We start from the raw sequence: 22,244 nt of genomic DNA, 5'->3' as shown, positions 1-22,244 counted from the left end.
ATTTATAACTACGTTTTATTAAAATAGGTATTTATTGTAAAATAATAACATTTATAAATATTATTCTTTCATAAAAAAGATATAGCAAATTTTAATTAAGTAGTTTTTCTCCCTAGCTGAAAAGAGGGTGGATATAATTCATTTTATTGAGAAAAAGTAAAAAATAAGTGTTAGTTTTGTGGTTTATTAAAGTATATGTATTCTAATAACGCAAAAAAATGTTAGACCAAACTTGTAAATGGTCTAACATTTCTTCTTTTGCCCCAGCCTCTTTGTTGTAACTTTACTGTTTTCAGGAAAAACTAATGTCTAACCTTCCCTTTCCTTCACAGCAGGTAAGGAGATCCACAATTTCGTGTAATTTGATATAAAACGATAATGCAACTGAAATGGATTACTTCATGAGTTCTACTATTTCTTAATGTGTAGGACAGGCAAGATCACTTTATAAAAATCAAATAATACTCTAGCTCATCCTCTTTTAGAAAAATATCTAAGAGCGTTCCTTTGCTACCATGTATGACTTGAAATTGCTGAATATACTCAATTTGATTGTCCTAACATAAAGCACTTTGATAGCAGCAAGAGTCCACATAATGCACCTAACTCCTCCTATCTACCTTCTTGCAATTACTACTATAATTGAAAATGATTCTCGAATAAAAGACTGCGAATGTTCACAATTTGACCAACGATTGACACTGTGAAATTTAATTGACCAAAAAAACACCCCTCAGTATATACGCTGAAGGGTGTTGGTGACTATTATGGTTTAATATCAGAGCCAATTTCAAAGTAACTATTATTCATATTATTTTGATTTTTGGCTAATACAATATTACCGAATTTATCTAAAGTGAATATAAAGAAATTATTGCCTTTTCTAAAGATAGGGTTATATCCAGGAGTAGTCGATACAGGAGCAGTTAAATCCAATGTGAATTGCTTTCCTGCAGGGTTTGTTGCTGATAATACACCAGTTCCATACACTAGTATAGAATTGTTAGGTGTGTTAGGGTCTTTAACCAAATCAATTACTAGCTGTGGATCAATTTTAGTTGCTGAGCCCGTAACTGCATAATAATATCTTTGTTCGTATGATAAATCGGCATCAATGTTTACAATAGCGCGCATTGTTTTTGAAGCTGGAACATTGCTTGTACCTATATTTGTACCTGTCACTACTGCATCCTCAATGCTATTTGTAACTGCACCTTGATGTACATATTTACCAAAGTCATTGACATCAAATTTATTACCAGTAAATCCTGTAATTTGATAGTCTACTGCATCATCCTTCATTTTCACTGTAAACGTTTTGTCCATTGTACCAGACGAAGATGGTTTTATAATTAAATAACTTTCATCTGTGGTTTTTGTACCTCTTGTGTAAGAAACAAATTGGTATTCTGATGTTATGTCATCACCATTTTCATTTTCAATACTTAACAAGCTTAAATCATTTATAGTAGATTTGCCATTCGAATCACGCATAATAGCTTCACTAAAAGTGATTGTAAATGTTTCATTAGGATTACGATAAACTATGTTCTGTTTCTTTTTCCCATCGACAATTTTTTCGAACCGTGGTGGTGTACCATCTGAATAAAAGTTTTGTTTCATCCAGCCATTTTCTGTTTCATCATGATTATTACCGCTTGAATCAGCTGTGTAAACAGTAAAATTACCGTACGTATCTTGTGCACCAAAGTAGACAACATATTCTGTATGAGGGGTTAAGGAAATTCCACTCATATCTAATATACCTGAGGCACCTTTACCACTCTTTTTAATAGAAGGACTGGATTTTAGTTTATCTTCTAATTGTTTTCTTTCTGCAGCTGTGTTTATTGTAAGTTTTGCATCTGGATTTTCACTACCATCAGCATTTTTCTTTGGTACAAACCAATAATGAAGTTCTGTTGTCTCATCAGTATTAAAGCTAATAGTAGCTTGTTTATCATCGGGTCCTTTTATAGTACCTGATTTTAACACTAAATCAGAAATTAAAGGCGCCTTAGAATCTCCAATCATTTCTCTCGATGTGATTTTAGATATTTCTCCACCACGATCTTTTAAAACCATATAAACAGAATAGCTTAAGAATGGGTTAAGTTTGTCTTTCGAAATAGTAATTGGGAATTTTTTGGTTTTTTCTTCTAAATCAGCTGGTCCAGAACCCATTTCAACATAAATATCTTTACCATCTATTTGGAAATATCCGGATTTTGATGATGAATCTGCAGCAAATTCATTTACAAAATCACGCTCTGTAATTCCTTTGTCCGTTAAATATTGTTTAAATGTTTTAGTTTCACCATTATCAACAACAGTATCAGGTAGCATCATATAATAGTACGTACCAGCCTTACTTGGTTTAAACTCAACTTCTACTCGTTTGAAATTATCCGATTCATCCGGTTTATTTACAATATTCTCTATGTTAATGACAGGCATTTCAAATTTTTCATGGACGTATTCCGCAAAGTTACGGATATTTCCACCGGGTTGTACTGTATTCGAATTCTCAAAATCATTCCCTGCTAAATCCTTGACACCAGGTAAAATCGTTACGCGTAATGTATCCTTGTAAACAAATCCGGTTCCTGAAGGGATGGTAAATAATACTTTTTTGTCACCGTCTTTGTATTCCACAGAAGAAGGTTTAATTTTTTTCTGACCTGTTGTATTAACAATAACTGTTCCGGATAAATCATAATTATTTACATCTCGCGCACTTTCAGGATCTAAAGCCTCATTAAAATAAACATAAAATTGGTTTACTTTACCTGCAGGTTCAAGCTTCACATTGTCTACAAACGGATGAATATTATCAAGCTCTTTCGTTGTAAAATCCTTAGCTACAGCAGGGTCTACTGAAAAGTTGCCTGATTCATCTTTCATTACTACATAAAGCTGATAGCCTGTTTCAGCCTGTAAGCCTGTTAAAATTTCTGTTATGCCTAATGCGCCAGCCTTTGCTTTCCCTTTACCCGTTGGATTGGCAACAATATCTGCTGTTGTTGGGTCAGGTGCTGTCGTTTTTGGGCGTAAATAATAATAATAGTCTCCAGGTTCACTTGCAGTAAACTTGAATTCAGCTCTTGTTCCACCATGTAAAGGCGTAACTTGTAAAGATTTTACTACTGGTGGTGATGCATCTTTCATTTGGAAGGATTGAGATACAATATCTGATGCATTTTTCGATCCATCTACTACCATAATGTAGATAACATATTCTTTTTTCTCACCTAAATTAGAAACCTTAATAGTATTCTTACCTTTAATGGCTGCACCAGTTCCATGTGCTACATTCTTGTTTGAAAGACGGTTGACCATTTCACTTTTATTTGGTGCCTCTACATCCTTTTCACGCACAATGTAGTAGTAGGTACCGACTTCATCTGAAGTGAAATCTACTTGTATCTCACTACCATTTAGTAATTGGAGTTCCGTAATACTAACAAGAGGTTTTGTTTTATCATCAGGATTTTGGTTCTCATTATCGTCTTTATCGATTGGTTTGCCATCTGGATCAGTAATTTCCCCAACATTATCTTTATCATCTAAGAAGTCATCGAAGATATCATTCGGTGACACGTCCTTAGGTAAAATAACTTTATCAATATACGTATAATCTCCAATATCAATCTTGCCATATGCATTATCAACAAATAATGTGCCAATTCGACCATCAATATACAGCTCTAGATCTGTGTAGCTATTGTAATTGATCCAATCGATATTTCCTGAACCATAAATCGTCAGCTTTGTTTCAGTATTTAAATTTAACGTGCCAATATCGCCCTGAATTTCAAACTCTCGCACATTTCCAATGATGTCTACACGCGGTAGTTTTGTATTCGTTTCAATTTTTGTACCCGTTTGAGAAACTACTAGTCGAGAAACACTGCTGTTATAGAATTCTAAATACTTCTCAACATTTTTCATTTCCTCTTTTTCTTTAGACCAGTTGACGAACGGCTTGTCATTTTCATTATTTGGTTTTGTCCAATTTTGAAGATCGTTTGAATTGTTATTTGACGAATCTTCTCCTTTATTGTTGTCTGGATTCGACCAATTGATAAATGAAATATTGTTACTTGCCACACGACCAAGAGTTAATGGTTGATTGTAAGTTGCACCTAAATGCAATGGTGGGCGAACGGTTTCGTTGACAAACATTGTGCCTGTTAGCTTCATATTCGAGAATTCGATATAATTACCATTTACTACAATCGTTGCACCAAAAGAACCGTAATTTCCATCAAAATCTAGAGAACGTGTGCTTGTCCCACTTGCATTAAGGGTCAATTTTGAAATGGAGCGAATTCCCTTACTCGATAAATCTCCCTCAATGAATGCACCTTTTAACACCGGAGCATTATATTCGTTAAAAATATGAGCAAGACTCTCTGGAATTGTATAAGACTGACCATTTATATATACTGCGTCATCATCCACACTTGTAATTTTGTAAGATGTTTCATTATTTTTCTTCTCTTGAGACCCTACAACAAAAGAAGCAAACTGTCCACGAGTTACAGGATCAAATGGAGAAAATGTAACAGGTGTTGTGCCTTTAGTAATATTCAAATCGATTAAAGTTTGAATATAAATGGCATTATTTGTTTTGCTATTCACATCTTTAAAAATATTATTGTACGTAGGGGAGACCTCTAGATGGAATCCAACTACAACCATTTTGGCTAGTTCGCCTCTTGTCAGCACTTCATTTGGCATAAACGTGCCGTTTGAATAGCCAGACATAATGCCTGCATTTTGCAAGGCCGCCACGTATTTATAATACTGATTGCCCTTTGGAACATCCTTATAGTAAGGATCTTGGATATTTTTTGTATCCAGTTTTAACGCTGTTGCCAGCATTTTCGCTGCCTCTCCACGAGTTACACTGACATCAGGACGGAAAGTATTATCCGCAAAACCGCTCATAACACCCTGAGAATATAGTTTTAATATTTCATTATAATTATCCGAGTATTGGTTAATATCCGTAAAGGGAGAAGTAGCCGCTGCTGCTTTTGGTGGTGGTACTACTACAGCAATCCCACTTGAAGCAAATACTGTTGCAATCAAGGCCTTATTTACTTTTTGGATTTTAGATTTATCCATTCCACTCTTCCTTTCGCTTATGTATTTTGATACGTACAAATATCATTTTGCTCATATCCTTTATATCGACCAAAGGCTAGTGAACCTTCATAGATAAGTTTAAAATAGTCAGGTAAAATTCTTAATACTTATAATAGTTTCAGACTATGCTAATTTCTTTGTCGAAAAATAGTTTCAATTCCCCTTAGTAACCCAGGTAGGATTGATTTCTAGGGATTACTTTTACACTTCTTATGAGCGGGGGCAACTCTTTATGGATCACTTTCTTACTCCTTATGAGCGGGGGCAACTCTTTTGTGATCACTTCTCCACCCTCTTTGAGCGGATTCCTCACTTTTGTGATCACTCCCACACTCCTCATTAGAACAACCTAATTATTCCCAAGCATTTCATAAGGATTCCACCCTATTTGTATTCCCCACCAAATATCAAATGAACTTCACTAAAGCACTCAACAAAAAAAGCCAAGGAGCATCGGTGCTCGCTTGGCTTTTGACGATATATAGGCATGCATCTAGTCGTACTTGGGTGTCATAAGGGAAAGGGGGATAACCTTACGTCTTGTCAAGTCGATCAAGAGATGTGGCCCGAGTTACATATCATTTGAACATGGTTTAAAAGTCATGTGGCGGATGACTTATACATAGCTTGCCCAAATGATGTTTGCATTAATCATTACCCCAAAAATTTGCGTTGTAAGCTCTTTTATTATATTTTTTTTAATCCTTTTTTGAGACTGCAACTTTTACTTGATTGCGCCCTTCTTGTTTCGCTAGGTAAAGTGCGTCATCAGCCGCTTCAATTAGCGCTTCAGTTGTATGTGCCATTGCTGGATAGGCAGCTATTCCTGCAGATAATGTTATTGGTCTACCACATGGACTGACCGTATCGGCCAAAGTTTTTCGTAATTGTTCTGCGACTAGTGTGGCTTCCTCTATCGTCGTGTTCGGCAGAAGTATGACAAATTCCTCGCCACCGTAACGGCAACAGACATCGCCTTCACGAGCTACTGATTCCATTTGTCTAGCTAAAAATTGTAGAACTTTATCGCCTATTGCATGTCCATATGTATCATTCACACTTTTAAAGTGATCTAAATCTAGCAAAATAATGGCATGAGGTATCTTATTTGCTAACCACTCAGCAAGCATTGAATCCATTGTACGTCGGTTCGTAATACCCGTCAGTGGGTCAACAGTAGATTGATCCTTAAAAAAAGAGACCTGTCCATGTAGAAACGATAAGCTTCGAACCAATGCATTCTTCAAAGAATAGGCTTCAAAGTACCATCCACTTACAGATTTTAAACCTTCAACATTTTTCTTATCTAAACTTTCTTCTGTTAATGATGCTAGTTGTTGTAAAGGATTCGCAATACGTGCTGCAGCCCAAAGTACAATGATGATCGAAACAATCATAAGAGGAACAGATTTTATAATGACCTCCTGTACACGATCAAATGAAGGTGCTAATGCTACATCTAAAGGTTTCTGTGCAACAACTCCCCACCCTGTCGATGCCACTGCACTATAGCCAGCTAGCATTTTCACACCTTTTGTATTTTCAACTAGTTGAGCACCATCCTTGCCGGATGTAACAGCCTGAACCACTTTATTTTTGGTTACAACGTCATTAATACGGCTTGGATCTTGATGATAGATAACTCGTCCATCTGAATCAACTACATATACGTAAGAACCATCCTTACTATAATGTTCTCCCAATAAGGTTTTAAAGGCATTAGGTTCCTTTAAATAAATAGTGCCAGCAATCATTCCTAGATATTCATTGGACTCTGAGAAAATAGGGTACGATATAAAAATGATGAGCCGCCCTGTCATCGCCTCATATGGCTTAGAAATAATTGGTGTCTTTTTGGCTAATGCCTCTTTAGCGCCAATTGATGTTAAAACCTCTCCTTTAATCTCTATAGAGGGTGGGGAGACAGATAAAACAAGTCCCTTTGCATTTGTTATAACCACAGAATTGAACATTTGATTTTGCAATCTCAATCGCTCTGTTTCCTGATTCAATACTTGTTCATCATCCATTTTCGTCCTGATCTGATCCGCACTATATCCTAAGATTTGAAAAGCCTCATGTAGATAGGAATCAGCCGTTGAGGCCAATTTTTGAGCATAAACTCTATTCGTTTCTAGCGTATTTTCCTTAATGGAATCAATGTTCATCCTATACCCGCCCCAAACACTACCAATGCTTGTAAAAAAGAATGCCGCCATCGCTACGCCCATTATAAGATGCTTTAATTTTAACTGATGCGATTTCATTTCTGCCCTCCTGTTTATATTTTTTAATATGTATATTTTGAGAGATTCTTTAAACAATTAGTGCCTATTATAAGCAAAGACTCCTATAGGTAAAAGTAACATGTATTAATTGTGTAAGAAGAATCCAATACACCTCTAGGATTGTAACAATAAAAGAGGTCGTATCCTATAGAATCTAGCAAACAAAATTCCAACATTTTAGATACTTAGATTAAATATTCTAACAGCTGACTCTAATTATCTGAAATTTGATAGAAAATCCAAATTCTAATTTTTTTTACTTTTATTGTTATTCTGACATATAAAAGTTGAAGCGTTTATTTTATAATAAAAATTAGCATAGGCAAGTTAAGATTCAATCTGTTATAATACTCATTAAAATATAATAAACTGTAATAATACAGTATATAGAATACGCTTTTCACACAATGGGGATTATGAGAAAAGCGCTACTCGCCATCATCATACAGATGGTTGTGTAGCCTACACAAAAAGGGGTTGGAAGATTTGGGCATTTTAAAGGGGTTAAAAATTCTCGATTTTTCTGCATTACTACCAGGACCAATGGCAACAATGATTTTTGCTGATTTAGGAGCAGATGTCATCCATGTTGAATCTTCTAAGCGAGTTGATTTAACGCGAATTATGCCTCCCTATGACGATGATCACGAGGCATACATCCATCAACATTTAAATCGATCAAAAAAATCCATAACGTTAAATTTAAAATCACCAGAAGCTATCGACATTGTTAAATCACTTGTACAGGAGTATGACGTTATTATCGAAGGGTTTCGACCCGGTGTAATGGAGCGACTTGGCATCGGCTATGAAGCGCTTAAAGAAATAAATCCTAAGGTTATTTATTGTGCCATTACTGGCTATGGTCAAACAGGGCCTTATAGTAATCGACCAGGACATGATAATAACTATCTATCCTTAGCAGGCATACTCGACTATTCCCGCCATAAGGATAAAAAGCCTGTTTCCATGGGCGTTCAACTAGCTGACATAGCTGGAGGGACAATGCATGCAGCAATTGGCGTGCTTGCTGCTGCCCTTCATCGTGAAAAAACTGGAGAAGGACAGTTCATCGATATTAGTATGACAGATGCTGTCTTTTCACTTAATGCTATGTATGGAGCTGCATTTATTGGAGGTGGACGTGTCCCACAGCCAGAGCAAGAAATTTTAAATGGAGGCAGTTACTATGATTTTTACAAAACAAAGGATGGGCGGTTTTTCTCTGTTGGTAGTTTAGAGCCTCAATTTCGCAAATTACTCTGTGAAGCACTCGATATTCCTGAGTTAATCGATAACACCTTCAATGATTCCTACTATACACAAATTCGTTTTAAAGAGGCTGTTCACGACGCCTTTTTGTCCAAGACATATGAGGAATGGCTTGAAGTATTTAACGAGGATTTTGAAGGTTGTGTAGAGCCAGTTCTAACATTTCCTGAAGCATGTGAGCACCCACAGCTAAAGGCACGAGAAATGATTGTAACTATTCCCAAAAGCGATGGGACTATGCAAAAACAAATCGCCTCTCCATTTAAATTTGATGGTGCGCAGCCTGAATACAAGCATGTTGGCGCTAAGCTAGGAGAGCATAATGAGGAAGTTTTATTATCTCTGGGCTTTGATGCTGAACAAATCGAAGCTTTGAAAGAAAAAGGCGTTTTAGAGTAAAAAAAGGTGTCTAATACTGTGACGTATTAGACACCTTTTTTATACATACGCACTAATAAACATACGTAGGTTTTCAAAATGATCATCAATTAGTAGATATTTTTTATAAATCTCCATTAATTTTTCAAAAAGCTCGTACTGCTCGGTGACAAACAATACTCTTAAAATATTTAACATATGCAGAGAAGCACTTTGTGCTACAACATAGTATGGTGCATCTGGTTGACGATAATTGCGTCGCCACTCCTCCACAGACAAGCCAATATGCTGTAGAGAGTTATTCACATGAAGTGCTATATCCTGTTGAACGTATGCCTCAATCGCAATAAGTTGTTCACTACTAAAGTTTTTTTGTACTAATGAGGAATTAATTTTTTTATTCGATGCTAAAACATGCTCTTTTAATAAAAGTAAGCCATCCTCATAACGTGCCATTTTTACATAGTGCTCAAGTAGAATGGCATATAAATTTTCTAAATAATTTAGCTGATAATTTTTAATAATGGCAGGTGGTGTTGGTTTACGATTTGGTAATAGTTCTTTATACTCCAGTAGTATCTCAATGGCATAATTATTTATTCGTTCATCCTCTAATAAATATTCACCATAATGTATAACCTTTTCACTCTGCTGTTCTCTATTTGCTATATGAAATAAAATATAGGCAATTAACACTTTTTCCTTCTCTGATAGTGCATACATTGAGTAGCGCCATTCGGCTTCAAATGAGGTAATAAACGCTTTGACACTATTAAAATCACCTTCTGATAAGCAGTAATGAGTAACAATTTGATAAAGACGTAACTGTTTCTTTGCCAAACAGCTAGCATTATGCTTATCCACATGAGTTATACACTTATCCAGTATTGCCTTATAGTTATACACAAAGTTATCCACATGTTCACAATTTTCTCTCATAGATTGCTCGAAATGTCCCATTATTTCATAAAGAAATGTGAATTGCTCTAATGGTTTGTGGATAAGCAGTGAATAAACTTTTTTTGTGAAAAGCCAATGCCAAAAAGACGCATGCTCTTTATACATCATATGCACTAAATATTCATCTTGAAATTTATATAAAATAATTGATTGTAGCTCATTAACTGGCATAGCCATTTGCATTCGTTTTCCGAAAACCAACCAAATTAAACGTTCTAAGTCTATTGTATGTTGGGCAAAAAGCTGCTCAAAAAAAGTATCTTTACCTTTTTGTGTATAGAAAAAAGCACTGAGACGCTCATTCACAAATTTTGAATCCAAACCATACTTGTCAAAATACATTTGCATTTCTGTTGATACATGACCCCAATATTTACGTGCTGTGGAAAAGGCAATATTCTTAGCCGTTTCTTCGTTTACTAAAAATAGTTTGGGTGAAAGCGAAGTACCAAGTATTTTTGGATCTTCTTGTAGATTTGACTCTGCCTCCAGCCATGTTGCTAGTATATTTTCAGCACCCTTTTCACTTTTTTGTTTATAAGCCATGAATAATTGCTCATCACAGTCCAACAGCATAAAAATGGATCCTCCCATCAATTTCTACCAACAAAGATCTTCCCCTACCATTCAAATACATGTTTTTTACACTCTTTCTTCAATATAACAAATCTTAACTAACATATGCTAAAAAAATATCGGTATGCATAGCGAAAACGTTAACAAATAAAAAACCATCTATTAAGTGAACACACTTCATAGATGGATATCATCCTTACCAAAACAATGGATATTTTCTTTTTTCTCGTAAATTATTTATCAGCAACCCGAAAAATACAATGATGACTGCTCCAATGAATACAGGGGTTAGTAAATAATTCCAACCATAACCTCCTAAAATAATAATTATAGGATTAGCGCCTGCTGGAGGATGGATGACACCTAAAAAGGCCATAAAAAATATAGTTAATCCAACGCCAAGACTAATAGACAATATATTGGAGCCTAGTAATGAATACATGGTCAACCCAATAAAGGCTGAAATGAAATGACCTCCAATTATATTTCGAGGCTGTGACAATGGTGCATTCCAGACGACAAATACAAGAACACAGCTACCACCTAATGATGCCATTAACCAAGGTGAATCGGTAATGTTAGTTAGCCATAGCAACACAAAAATGCATATTAATCCACCTATTGCTCCAGTAAAGGCATCTGCGAAATTTGTTCGAGAAGGAGCATGACCTCCTCCTCTCATTTTTAATATAAAAGGTTTTATACTACTCTTTTTCTCTATTTTGTTTTCCGCACCTATAATTTCTGTCATTCGACACCAACTTTTCTCTTCCATACTCATTTATTTATATACGTCATGTTAATCATTGTTAAACTTTAACTATTATATCAATACAACAATAGATTTCAATCCAAACTTCAAATTTCAGACAAACCTTTACTTATCTGACTTGTAACCCATACAAAAAAGCAAACTTTTAAAAGTTTGCTTTTTCAAGAAATCATCTATTAGTCATATTGTTTTTTAATAGTTTTATATATTCTTACCTTTTTCAATACGGATTTAGGTACTTGGAAGGTGGCTGTAACAACCCCTGGATGGCGTCCGATTTCAATGGAGCCTGTGATTGTTGCTCTATTTAAAACCTCTGGCTCGCTCATCTCAAATAGCTTCGCAGCTCGATTGATCGCGTTATCAGTCGCATCGTTTAACGTTTTCCCAGAACCAACCACCGACACTGGGAATGCATCCTCTACCTGTTTAACACCGAATTCCTCCGCTAGCTCACGTGCACGACGTTTTTCTTCCTTCGTAAAGGGCTTTGCTGTGTAAGGTAAATCTTCTACATTTGGTAGTAAAATAGGGCCTTCCAATGCTACTTTTTTCAAGACTTTTACTTGAAGCTGCACAATCCCCGCTACATCGGTTGTATGACCAGCAATCTCCCCATCCCCTTGCATGGCATGCATATCTCCAATATATACACCACCGCCTGGTACCTTAACCGGACAAATTATTGTCGCCCCTTCACGAACTCGGCTGATATCCATATGTCCATCGGTACGATGTAAATCCAATTCATCTTGGGTAAAAGCATATTCATGTGGTGCTCCAATTAAGAATGAACCAAAGTCACCAGCATTATGAGAATCTGGCATCGCTTTAGAAGGGGTTGTACCAAGCTGACCTAAAAATGGTCGCATTCTCGCCATTACACCTACTAAGTCACTTGGAGCTAGTGCAACAACAGGATTTTGTACAGAATTTTCAGGTGTTCTCATGAAGTTCCTAGCATCAAGTGCAATTCGTCTAGCACCCTCACGTCCAACAGTCACACCCATTTGCCCTTTATGATCTAGTGCCATCGTATAGCCATTTGTCATTTTAAAGGGTGCGGTTTCTGTATCACATGTTGAACATCGAATTGCATGTGGCCCTATTCCTTTTACAACTGTGCTTGGGTGAAGCTTGCCACAGCCTGGGCATTTTACAGAAACAAACGGATCACCAATGAATCGATCTACAATTGCCTCATCATGACCAGATGAAGTTGCAAGAGATGTGACCTGAATAGATTTAATTTTTATAACAATAGCGTCACCCACCTCTGCCCCTTCTACAAACACGGGCTTCGTAACTTCATGTCCTCCACGAATAGTGGGTGTAAGCATGGGCCCCCAACACCCAGGTGTTGTATTGGCAATAATCGTTCCACCATCCTTAACCGGTCCTAACATCTTTTGTGACGGATCTAAAATACCATCAATAAACTCATTTACGAACAATGTCTCAGCGGCTTGAGGTCGCTGTATAAAATCATCACTTTCTACCTCTTCTTTTTCTAGCACATGCAATTCGTTTGTCATTTTCTATCACGCTCCTAGAATAATTTTTATGTATATCGTTATATGTTAAAAATGCTCTCCACACTTGCAGAGAGCTATTTTTATCAATTGTTCATATATAAATCAAAAATATGTGAGAAGTCTTCTTTTTTATACTTATCTTTATGATCGATCATCCAAGTATTTGCAAAGCGTGTAATTTCCTCGAATGACGCTGATGGAGAAATGTTGTCATTGCCAATTCGTCCAAGTGAAGAAGAAGCAATGTGTAAACTTTTTTCTGCTACTTCTAGCTTATAAGCATTGTTCTTTTGTTCATAGCTAATGGCATGTAGTGCTTTATATAAATCTTTAATATCATCTATAAAGCGTTTATGAATGTCGATGGATAGTGGGGAATTGCCGATTGTAAACTTAATTTCGACATCAAGGTCGATTGTTCCTGCTGTTTCGAGAAAAACTTCTGTAACAGTATACATTGAATAATCATAGCGTCGCAGTAATCGTTTCTTACTCATAGCGCTTTCGCCATCTACATGAATAATGGCACGATTCGTAAAGCAATACTCATCTGCCTTCGTTTTAATTAAAAAATAAATTTTTTCATCAATTTCATGTAAGATAAAATCATCTGCATCTGTCTTATCATAGTCCTCTCGCGGTACAACCACTCCAATATCTGAAAGTCCAAGTGCATCTGCTGCTATTTTTTTAAACATCGTCATTCCTCCTAATTTGTCATACTCTTTTTACGCTTTACCATCTCTAAAGGTTTCACTATGGAGCGGTTTATATACAAAATGTTGCTTCTCTTAAAATCATCTGTTGGTTAAGATGTGCAAACCAACATTTCCTCTTTTCTATACATTTCATTTATAATGATTGTCAGTAAAGATTCTTCCAAATCGAAAGGTCGTGTGAACAAGTGCAAGAACCAACCATTTTAGTAGTGGATGATGAGGCTGATTTAGCGAATCTTCTTAAAGTAAGCTTACAAAAAGAGGGCTACAAACAAATTTATACAGCTGGCACCATTCACGATGCTTGGACAAGCTTTCAACAAACAACACCTGATATTATACTTCTAGATGTCATGCTTCCAGATGGTGAGGGCTACGATTTATGTAGGCGTATCCGTGAAGTATCCCATGTCCCTGTACTCTTTATGTCTGCTAAAAACGAGGAAATCGATAAAATTTTAGGATTAGCCATTGGCGGAGATGATTATATTACAAAACCTTTTAGTCCTAAAGAAGTTGCCTATCGAGTGAAGGCTCAATTGCGTAGAGCTGGCTATCAAACACAAGATACCGTAACGAATATTGTTGAAAAAACACTACAAATTGGACCATTTCAGTTGAATGCCGATGAAACTGAGGTGCATAAAAATGGCGTATTATTGGAGTTAACAGCTAAGGAAATTGGATTAATGGCATGCTTTATGCACAATCCCAATCGAATCTTAAGTAAAGAAACATTGTTTGAACGTGTATGGGGAGAGGATTTCTTCGGTTCTGATAACACTGTTATGGTGCATATTCGTCGTTTGCGTGAAAAAATTGAGCAGGATGCCTCTAATCCTCTATATATCACAACTGTAAAAGGACTTGGCTATAAGTTTGTCATGCCAAAAGAGGCACAAGAATGAAGTGGAAATTAACCGCTCGCTTTCTCCTTTCCGTACTTTCTATCGTCATCATTGTTATTTTCGTCAATACAGCTATCTTCCTGGGACTCCTTACTTATCGGCTAGCAACTGACTCTGAAGGCGTTTCTGCCACCGAAGAGGAAGACTTTGTGCGAGAATTCCAAAAAAATATCGAGATAAAAAATGGAGCAACCTCCATACGTGCAGAAGGACTCGAACAATTGCATCAAAGAAATGCTTGGATACAATTGCTTGATGAAAATGGCCAAGTTATTGATTCTCATTTTGCACCAGATAAAGCACCATTGCACTATGCACCTATCGACTTAATTCAAGTATATAAATATAAAGAATTCGATTCTGATACTACGGTGTATATTGGCAGTAAGGGTCCCATTAGTTATTTAATCGGTATTAAAGGGAGCGGTGTTACAAGAATTGTGACGCATGTTTCTGGCACATCACTCTTACAGTTTATAGGAAAATTTGGCCTGTTCATCGTGATTGCGGACTTGTTAGTAGCTACATTAGTAGGGTGGCTTTTTGGTCGTACATTAACAAAGCCTCTTTATGCGATGATAGATCGCATTCACCATTTAAAAAATCATGATCATACGTCTATTAAGGCTCCTGGTGGTGTCTACAAGCCGGTTTTTGAAAATTTAAATGAAGTATCACGAGAATTGGCAGCTCATGAACAGGAACGAAAGAGACTAGAGATCATGCGTGAAGAATGGATTAGTAATGTCTCCCACGATATGAAAACCCCACTTGCCTCTATACGAGGTTATGCAGAACTATTGAATGATGCACAAATAACCAATACTGAGCAAATGGAGTATGCACAAATTATAGAAAAACAATCATTGCATATGCAAAATCTACTGGATGACTTAAATTTAACGATGCGTTTAAGACATCAACAGCTTCCACTTACACTAAATGAAGTGAACATGGTGCCTTTTATTCGAGAGATAGTGATTGAAACATTAAATACACCACAATATGAACAAGCTAATCTTATGTTTGAGGCGACAACCGAGAAAAGTCTGCATCAAATCGATGAACATTTTATGCGCAGAGCTATCATGAACTTTTTACACAATGCATTGCTTCATAATGCTCCCGATGTATCTGTCCATGTGTCTGTTGATGAGCATACTCTTACAATTTCTGATAATGGCAAGGGGATAGACCCAGAGGATTTAGAACATATTTTTGAACGCTATTACCGAGGCACAAATACGGACAATACTGCTGGGACTGGTTTAGGTACAGCTATTGCTAGAGATATCATTGAGGCTCATGGAGGAACAGTAACCATCACCTCGGAAAAAGGAAAAGGTACATGCGTTATTATTGATCTACAAAAGGGATACCAATAAGTAATAAACCAAATTTAACCAATTAGATTTTGGCACTACCGCTTCGTTATACTGCGCTTACGTGTAAAAAAGAAGGAGTCTCATATAATTTTGAGACTCCCACTTTGTGCTATTTCATTTGATCCTGTACTTTAGCAGGTAATTCATGGAATTTCACTTCATCAAATGAAGTAACTTCTGTTTCCTTTTTCACGTAAAGCTTTAAATAAGCATCCTGGCGTAAATTTTTATGAGCGGAAAACTTTAATGTTTTCTTTCCCCCATTTTTATCGTAAGAAGGTAGCTCGTACCAATACATTTTAAAGATTTCACCACTATCTGCCTTATACTCCTCTACCTCACCATCAGCCGTGATATGAACATAGTAAGTATCTTTATTTAAACGGTTAAAATCTACTGTCATCAATACAATCAACCCTGCTACGAATAAGATGAACAACGCACCTATTCCGAAAAATACTTTTTTCATATTAATTCCCCTGTCTCACTATTTTATAAAACGAACGAACCGTAAAGATATAATAAATAAAGTAAATAGCTGAATATGCAATCATCCACAAGATGACTGGTTTTGTAATATTCATGTTAAATAGCTGTGAAAATGCTAGTAATGCAAACGCACTATGTGCAATCCCTACAATAAGTGGCGCACTAAAGATAACAGCGACCTGTCCTGCTACTGTCTTTAAGATTTGCTTACTATTTACACCGATTTTATTTAAAATAGCATATTTCGCCTGATCTTCTTCGGCTTCCGTTAAAATTTTGAAGTAGATAATACTGCCCGTTGCTGCTAGGAAGACCAATCCTAGGAAGCTTCCCACAAACAATAGGGCACCTACTGTTGCTAAACTATCCTCATAGCTTTGCGGTACACTAGAGAATGATTCTTGCTGTTCAGTAGATAACTGCTGGTAAATGTCTTTTGACACGTCCTGTTGTTTCAAATCATTGTCTAATCCAACAACCTGCATCATGATCTCATCGCCATCAGTAGCTTTAAATTCTTGATCATTCACAACGAGAACTGTTCCAGCTGCTATAAAGTTTAACACGCTTTCCGTGTACATCTTCTCTACATGAAAGGAGTCGCCGTTTTGTAGCTTAAAGTCCTCACCTGTAAAATCATGTGAAAATCGTTCATCATAGGCTGCATCAAGTAAAACCGTAGAGCCATCTGCAATGTGTAGCTCTTTATCCTTGCCTTGTAATTTCGCTAAGCGGTTATAGTCCGATTCCTTAAGTAATGTATATTCGAAAAATGAGAATTCATTATCCACACGTAAATTTTTCACAGCCAGTGCTTCATTATATAAGACATCCTTTTGTGAAAATTCTACTATCTCGCCTTTCCACATAAATGTGTTTGGCAGCATCTGACGTACAGAAGCTTCTGCATTGTAATACATACCGAAGACACCGCCACCTGCTGTAATCGTAGTGGCACTTAAAATTGCAATAATTGACAACGATTTAGCATTTGCTCGAATACGATACAATAGCTGAGAAACACCGATTAAATTTAAGCCCTTCCATGACCATGATGTTGCTTTTTTTAATGCTGTTAACACAAAGACACTCACACTATGGAATAGAAGGTATGTCCCTGCAATTGTTACGCCAATGACCATTAATGGCGTACCTAACACCGTAAAGAATCGCCATATTTTACTCGTAAACATATCAGAGGCAGCTGTATAATAACCAAATGCAATAAATACAGTGCCAAGTAAAGCAGCTACTAATGATGCACGTGGAATTTGCTCTCCCTGTTTGTCTGCATGGAATAAATCAATTAGCTTGAATTGATAAATCACACGGTAACCTTGTAAGGATGTGAATAAAAACAATAGTGTAAAAATGCCCGTTGTATTAATTAGTGCCTCCATTGAAAATGTCAGACTACCAACCACTTCATAGCCCATTAAGCGAACTAGTATCATTAATAACCCTTGGGACATAAAGAAACCTAGAAGGATACCAAACACTAGAGAGACAAGCCCTATGACTAAATTTTCAAAGAAGAGCATTAAGCCAATTTTTTGCTTACGCACACCAAGTAAAGAGTAAAGGGCTACTTCCTTTTTCCGCTTCTTCATAAAAAACGAATTGGAATAGGCCATAAAGATAACAATGAAGAACAGAAGTACGACTGACGAGGCACTCATCAATCCTTTAATTTGTTGTGACGATTGCTTTAAGGCTGAAAGATCATCATTGTATTTGAGCGTCACAAACGTAAAGTAAATAACGATACTAAATACCATCGAAGCAATATATAAAAAGTAATTCGATAAATTGCGTTGAATATTTTTACGCGCTAAACTAAATAACGTCATTTACTCCACCCCCGATGCTAGACAGCACCTGCAAGATCTCTTGGAAAAATTGCTTCCTCGTTAGAGTCCCACGTTGAATTTCCTTAGAAAGCTGTCCATCCTGAATAAATAGTATGCGCTGGCAGAAGCTAGCTGCAAAGGCATCATGGGTAACCATCATAATTGTTGCGGCTTGAGATTGGTTTAAATCACTTAAGCTTTCTAGCAAGTCAGTTGCAGATTTTGAATCTAGTGCACCTGTAGGTTCATCAGCAAAAATTAATTTCGGCTCTGTCACTAATGCTCGTGACGAGGCGGTACGCTGCTTTTGCCCACCTGAAATTTGATAAGGATATTTATTTAATAATTCACTAATGCCAAACAATTCAGCAATGCGGTCAACTCTTGCATTAATAGCCTTTGTTGGCATCTTCGCAATCGCTAGCGGTAAGACAATATTTTCTCTCACTGTTAAAGAATCGAGCAAGTTATAATCCTGGAAGATAAACCCTAAATTATCACGACGAAAATCTGCTAATTCAGCATCCTTCATACGGGCCAAATTGGTATCCTCAATAATAATTTCACCAGTCGTTGGCGTATCAATCGTTGCTAATACATTAAGAAGCGTAGATTTCCCCGCCCCAGAAGGACCCATTACACCAACAAACTCTCCCTTTGCTACTTCAAATGATATATTCGATAGCGCTGTAAAAGTATTTGCGCCTTTGCCGTAAGTTTTTCCAACGTTTTGTACCTTTAATAATGGCGTCATATACGCTCACCTCTTCTTTCTGACTTTAGTATACGACCTCAAACTTACAGCAAATTTGTCGCAAGCTTACAGCAACCTTAAATCCTCAGCTTTTTGAAATTTATAGACAAAAAAAAGATTCATACACAAGTAGTGCATGAACCTTTCTAATCTATTGAGCTAATACTTTTTGAATATCTTCCTCAAAGCTACTTGGCTTATCTGCTGAGGCGTATCGTCCAACAACCTCTCCATTACGGTTTACAAGGAATTTTGTAAAGTTCCATTTAACACTATTGCCTAAAAATCCTTTGGAGTGGGAAGTGAGATAATCGAAAATAGGATGTGCTTCTTTACCATTCACCTTAACAATCTCATGCATGGGAAATGTCACACCATATGTTAATCGACATTGGGAGGCAGCTTCTTCAGCTGACGCTAGCTCTTGTTTAAATTGATTTGATGGAAAACCAAGTACAACCAGACCTTGCTCCTGATATTTTTCATAGAGACCTTCTAATTCTTCAAATTGTGGTGTAAAGCCACATTTGGAAGCTGTATTAACAATTAGCATCGGCTTTCCTTTATAACGTTCAAGGCTATAGATAGTACCATCTTCTAAAGTTACATTAATATCATAAATGCTCATCTCTCTACCTCCTATTATAAACGTCCATTCATTCTTGCCACCTGCTGCAAAGGGTCCCAAACACCGTTGAATGGTGGTGCATAGGCCAAATCTAAATCTAGCAAATCAGGTAAGGTCATTTTACTATATAATGCTGTCGCAAACACATCGATACGCTTATCAACTCCCGCTGGTCCCACGATTTGTGCACCCAATAACAATTGATCACGCTTGCGAACGACCACTTTTATAAACATACGTTGTGCACCTGGATAATAGCCGGCTATATGGCGTGCAGATAATTTAAATGCCTCATAGTCAAAACCAAGCTCTTTAGCATCGCGCTCATTAATACCTGTTGTAGCAATAGTTAAATTGAAAAATTTTAAAATAGAAGTGCCCACAATTCCTCTAAACGGAGCAAATTTGCCTGACATGTTGAGACCTGCTAAACGACCTTGCTTATTAGCAGTCGTTCCTAAAGGTATATAATCTAAACGTTCTTTCACAATATTAAAGTGAGTTGCACAATCGCCAGCTGCATAAATATTTTCAAGGGAAGTCTCTAAATGGCGATTTACAATGATCGCTCCATTTTTTGCAAGTGCAATCCCAGTATTCTTTAAAAACTGTGTATTTGGTTTTATGCCTGAAGCGACAATGACTAAATCCGTCTCTAGAACGCCATTATCTGTAATAACACGTTCCACTCGTTTATTTCCTTCAAAAGCTTCAACGCTCGTATTTAATAACAGCTCTACATCGTTCCTTTTCGCTTCCTCATGAACATGCTGAGCAAGTTCTTCATCTAAAATACGGGCCACATGACTTCCGCGCTGAATAAGCCTTACCTTTTTCCCACAGGCATGTATGGTTTCAGCCATTTCTAAACCAATATAGCCACCACCTATGATGGTTACCTGCTCAATCTCTGATGTTAAATCTGCCATCAAATCTTCCAGTTGAGGAATTGTTTTCACAGTATGGATACCTTCTAGCTCAATCCCCCTTTTCACAGGCATGACTGGACTAGCCCCCGTTGCAATAAGAAGTTTATCGTAGGTAATCTCAAATTTATCACCACTTGCTTGTGTACCTGTAATAACCTTCTTCTCTATGTTTACATTCTCTACCTCATAGCCAACTCTTGCATCAATGCCATACTTATCTCGAAAAGTTTCGACATCTCTTGCAATTAAACGTTTGGTTGATGAAATACGACCATCTACAACATAAGGCAATCCACATTGCCCATATGAATAAATAAAACCACGTTCTAAAGTAGTTATTTCTGCCCCTGGAACATTCCGATAGATTTCCATTGCTGCAGACATACCTGCAGCATCTCCCCCAATGATGACGTATTTCATTCTACAAGCCCCCTTATTTTTTCCTTGTTGCCATTAAATCTGCATATTGATCGATATACAAACGTCGTTTTCCACCACTTACGATGACCCTTACCACGTGAACGGCTATTATCATTGTAAGTGCAAAGCCTGCTATTGCGGCAAGTAGAGAAATGACAATTTGCAGAACATAAAATGGTGAATCCATATCTAATTGAATGTCACCTAATGTTGAAATGACATCTGATAAACACAAGGTAGCGATAATGGCAATACAGCGACGCCATGATTGCTTTACAATACTATTGCCATTCTTGTTGACCATTGTAAAACGCATCACCTTCATACCGAGCGTTGCACCATTCATTAAACTTGGCATCAAACCAAAGAGTACAATGTACAGAGCCATTTTCACTAAGAATTCAAAAGTACCACTGTACCCTGTCAGAACACCAATAATCATCCAAACCAATTGGGCGATAAATAAATCAATGACCAATGCTAGTAAAATAGAAATCGGCTTAACAATATCATTTTTTTCCATTTCAGCAGCTTTAGCCTCAACCTCTTCATGAGAGGGGAATAATGCCCAAACAATTGGTGCTAAAAAGAAGCCTAGGAGCGCACCTACACTGTTTAGTAATAAGTCATCTACATCAAAGATTCGGTATGCGCAATTAAAGATGCCATAAATGCCTGTTCTTTGTGTGACCTCATAAAACAATGTTAGCAAAAAGCTAATTAAAAATGCACGTTTCCAGTACCTTCTTTCTTTAAGAAAATATCGCAAGTAAACGCCGAATGGCATCAGTAGTAAGAAATTAAAGAAGGCTTGAAAAAATGCCTGCTGTTTTGTGATAGCAAGCCATGTAGATGGATTTGTTAAAACTACTCCACTATCCTTTAGAACATCATCAACAAATTGAAAAAGTCGCAAATTAGTATGAACGGTGTCTTGGGATTGAAGTGAGCAAGTATCTCTGGTAGATGGAAATGGTAATAATACTAAACAAAGCGCAGATAAAAAGTAAAAAATAAATGAGAACATGATAATGGTTTTGGACATCGATAAGTATCCATACTTTCGATACGTATAAATAAGCCATGGTATAAATAGTACGAAGGATAACATGATGGTTATGAAAAAAGCTATAAAAATGGATTGTGTATACGTTGACATAGAAACACCTCTCTCTTTAAATTGCCCTATTTTCTGAACACTAAAACTAAGTTTAGTCCTTCAATACT

The 22,244-nt window shown here is 36.7% G+C and carries 15 protein-coding genes; 3 read left to right on the top strand and 12 right to left on the bottom strand.

From position 1 onward, the window contains the following. Positions 1–765: 765 nt before the first annotated feature. Both MHB39_RS01190 and MHB39_RS01185 read right to left on the bottom strand, forming a co-directional pair. A complete protein-coding gene (locus MHB39_RS01190; protein WP_342545635.1) occupies positions 766–5,133 on the bottom strand; it encodes an S-layer homology domain-containing protein in 4,368 nt (1,455 codons plus the stop codon). Positions 5,134–5,852: 719 nt separating this feature from the next. Beyond that, positions 5,853–7,421: a sensor domain-containing diguanylate cyclase gene (locus tag MHB39_RS01185; protein ID WP_342545633.1), complete on the bottom strand. Its 1,569-nt coding sequence runs from the start codon at positions 7,419–7,421 to the stop codon at positions 5,853–5,855. A 507-nt stretch (positions 7,422–7,928) separates the two neighbouring features. Here MHB39_RS01185 and MHB39_RS01180 point away from each other — a divergent pair. After that, positions 7,929–9,113, top strand: a complete 1,185-nt coding sequence (locus MHB39_RS01180; RefSeq protein ID WP_016995185.1) for a CaiB/BaiF CoA-transferase family protein — start codon at positions 7,929–7,931, stop codon at positions 9,111–9,113. Between the two features lie 39 nt (positions 9,114–9,152). Here the strand turns inward: MHB39_RS01180 and MHB39_RS01175 are convergent, their stop codons facing one another. From MHB39_RS01175 to MHB39_RS01160, 4 genes are all read right to left on the bottom strand, one after another. Continuing rightward, positions 9,153–10,598: a hypothetical protein gene (locus MHB39_RS01175; RefSeq protein ID WP_312124600.1), complete on the bottom strand. Its 1,446-nt coding sequence runs from the start codon at positions 10,596–10,598 to the stop codon at positions 9,153–9,155. Positions 10,599–10,824: 226 nt separating this feature from the next. Further along, positions 10,825–11,379 (bottom strand): HPP family protein, encoded by a 555-nt coding sequence (locus MHB39_RS01170; RefSeq protein ID WP_342545632.1) that lies wholly within the window; start codon positions 11,377–11,379, stop codon positions 10,825–10,827. Between the two features lie 197 nt (positions 11,380–11,576). Next, positions 11,577–12,935, bottom strand: coding sequence for an acetamidase/formamidase family protein (locus tag MHB39_RS01165; RefSeq protein ID WP_258859435.1), 1,359 nt, complete (start codon positions 12,933–12,935; stop codon positions 11,577–11,579). An 83-nt stretch (positions 12,936–13,018) separates the two neighbouring features. Next, on the bottom strand, positions 13,019–13,633 hold the full coding sequence (locus MHB39_RS01160; RefSeq protein ID WP_016993270.1) for a PH domain-containing protein: 615 nt from the start codon (positions 13,631–13,633) through the stop codon (positions 13,019–13,021). Positions 13,634–13,839: 206 nt separating this feature from the next. Between MHB39_RS01160 and MHB39_RS01155 the strand changes: the two genes are divergently transcribed. Together MHB39_RS01155 and MHB39_RS01150 are read left to right on the top strand one after the other, a co-directional pair. Beyond that, the gene (locus MHB39_RS01155) at positions 13,840–14,562 is read left to right on the top strand and encodes a response regulator transcription factor (protein WP_258859437.1); all 723 of its coding nucleotides are present in this window, start codon (positions 13,840–13,842) and stop codon (positions 14,560–14,562) included. Next, a complete protein-coding gene (locus MHB39_RS01150) occupies positions 14,559–15,947 on the top strand; it encodes a HAMP domain-containing sensor histidine kinase (protein ID WP_342545631.1) in 1,389 nt (462 codons plus the stop codon). Before MHB39_RS01155 ends, MHB39_RS01150 begins: the two co-directional genes overlap by 4 nt. Positions 15,948–16,056: 109 nt before the next feature. Here the strand turns inward: MHB39_RS01150 and MHB39_RS01145 are convergent, their stop codons facing one another. The 6 genes from MHB39_RS01145 to MHB39_RS01120 all read right to left on the bottom strand — a co-directional run bounded on the left by MHB39_RS01145 (position 16,057) and on the right by MHB39_RS01120 (position 22,176). Continuing rightward, on the bottom strand, positions 16,057–16,416 hold the full coding sequence (locus MHB39_RS01145) for a YxeA family protein (protein WP_342545630.1): 360 nt from the start codon (positions 16,414–16,416) through the stop codon (positions 16,057–16,059). A 1-nt stretch (position 16,417) separates the two neighbouring features. After that, entirely contained in the window at positions 16,418–18,286 is a 1,869-nt protein-coding gene (locus MHB39_RS01140; RefSeq protein WP_339280575.1) for an ABC transporter permease, read from the bottom strand. Then, on the bottom strand, positions 18,273–19,040 hold the full coding sequence (locus MHB39_RS01135; RefSeq protein ID WP_016993265.1) for an ABC transporter ATP-binding protein: 768 nt from the start codon (positions 19,038–19,040) through the stop codon (positions 18,273–18,275). Before MHB39_RS01135 ends, MHB39_RS01140 begins: the two co-directional genes overlap by 14 nt. Before the next feature lie 151 nt (positions 19,041–19,191). Then, a complete protein-coding gene (locus MHB39_RS01130; protein ID WP_048390772.1) occupies positions 19,192–19,668 on the bottom strand; it encodes a glutathione peroxidase in 477 nt (158 codons plus the stop codon). Between the two features lie 14 nt (positions 19,669–19,682). Next, on the bottom strand, positions 19,683–21,017 hold the full coding sequence (locus MHB39_RS01125) for an FAD-dependent oxidoreductase (protein ID WP_342545629.1): 1,335 nt from the start codon (positions 21,015–21,017) through the stop codon (positions 19,683–19,685). 13 nt (positions 21,018–21,030) lie between these two features. Further along, the gene (locus MHB39_RS01120) at positions 21,031–22,176 is read right to left on the bottom strand and encodes a VanZ family protein (RefSeq protein WP_312124596.1); all 1,146 of its coding nucleotides are present in this window, start codon (positions 22,174–22,176) and stop codon (positions 21,031–21,033) included. Positions 22,177–22,244: the final 68 nt, after the last annotated feature.

This window comes from Lysinibacillus sp. FSL K6-4013 (genome assembly GCF_038630435.1).
Taxonomy (GTDB): domain Bacteria; phylum Bacillota; class Bacilli; order Bacillales_A; family Planococcaceae; genus Lysinibacillus; species Lysinibacillus boronitolerans.
This window is presented reverse-complemented; position numbering and strand designations above follow the sequence as displayed.

What these genes read in the sequence shown, in the direction of transcription:
- MHB39_RS01165 (WP_258859435.1), bottom strand. Translation starts at nt 12,935, where the DNA reads ATGACAAACGAATTGCATGTGCTAGAAAAAGAAGAGGTAGAAAGTGAT.
- MHB39_RS01135 (WP_016993265.1), bottom strand. Translation starts at nt 19,040, where the DNA reads ATGACGCCATTATTAAAGGTACAAAACGTTGGAAAAACTTACGGCAAA.
- MHB39_RS01175 (WP_312124600.1), bottom strand. Translation starts at nt 10,598, where the DNA reads ATGGCTTATAAACAAAAAAGTGAAAAGGGTGCTGAAAATATACTAGCA.
- MHB39_RS01150 (WP_342545631.1), top strand. Translation starts at nt 14,559, where the DNA reads ATGAAGTGGAAATTAACCGCTCGCTTTCTCCTTTCCGTACTTTCTATC.
- MHB39_RS01170 (WP_342545632.1), bottom strand. Translation starts at nt 11,379, where the DNA reads ATGACAGAAATTATAGGTGCGGAAAACAAAATAGAGAAAAAGAGTAGT.
- MHB39_RS01145 (WP_342545630.1), bottom strand. Translation starts at nt 16,416, where the DNA reads ATGAAAAAAGTATTTTTCGGAATAGGTGCGTTGTTCATCTTATTCGTA.
- MHB39_RS01190 (WP_342545635.1), bottom strand. Translation starts at nt 5,133, where the DNA reads ATGGATAAATCTAAAATCCAAAAAGTAAATAAGGCCTTGATTGCAACA.
- MHB39_RS01160 (WP_016993270.1), bottom strand. Translation starts at nt 13,633, where the DNA reads ATGTTTAAAAAAATAGCAGCAGATGCACTTGGACTTTCAGATATTGGA.
- MHB39_RS01120 (WP_312124596.1), bottom strand. Translation starts at nt 22,176, where the DNA reads ATGTCAACGTATACACAATCCATTTTTATAGCTTTTTTCATAACCATC.
- MHB39_RS01185 (WP_342545633.1), bottom strand. Translation starts at nt 7,421, where the DNA reads ATGAAATCGCATCAGTTAAAATTAAAGCATCTTATAATGGGCGTAGCG.
- MHB39_RS01140 (WP_339280575.1), bottom strand. Translation starts at nt 18,286, where the DNA reads ATGACGTTATTTAGTTTAGCGCGTAAAAATATTCAACGCAATTTATCG.
- MHB39_RS01125 (WP_342545629.1), bottom strand. Translation starts at nt 21,017, where the DNA reads ATGAAATACGTCATCATTGGGGGAGATGCTGCAGGTATGTCTGCAGCA.
- MHB39_RS01130 (WP_048390772.1), bottom strand. Translation starts at nt 19,668, where the DNA reads ATGAGCATTTATGATATTAATGTAACTTTAGAAGATGGTACTATCTAT.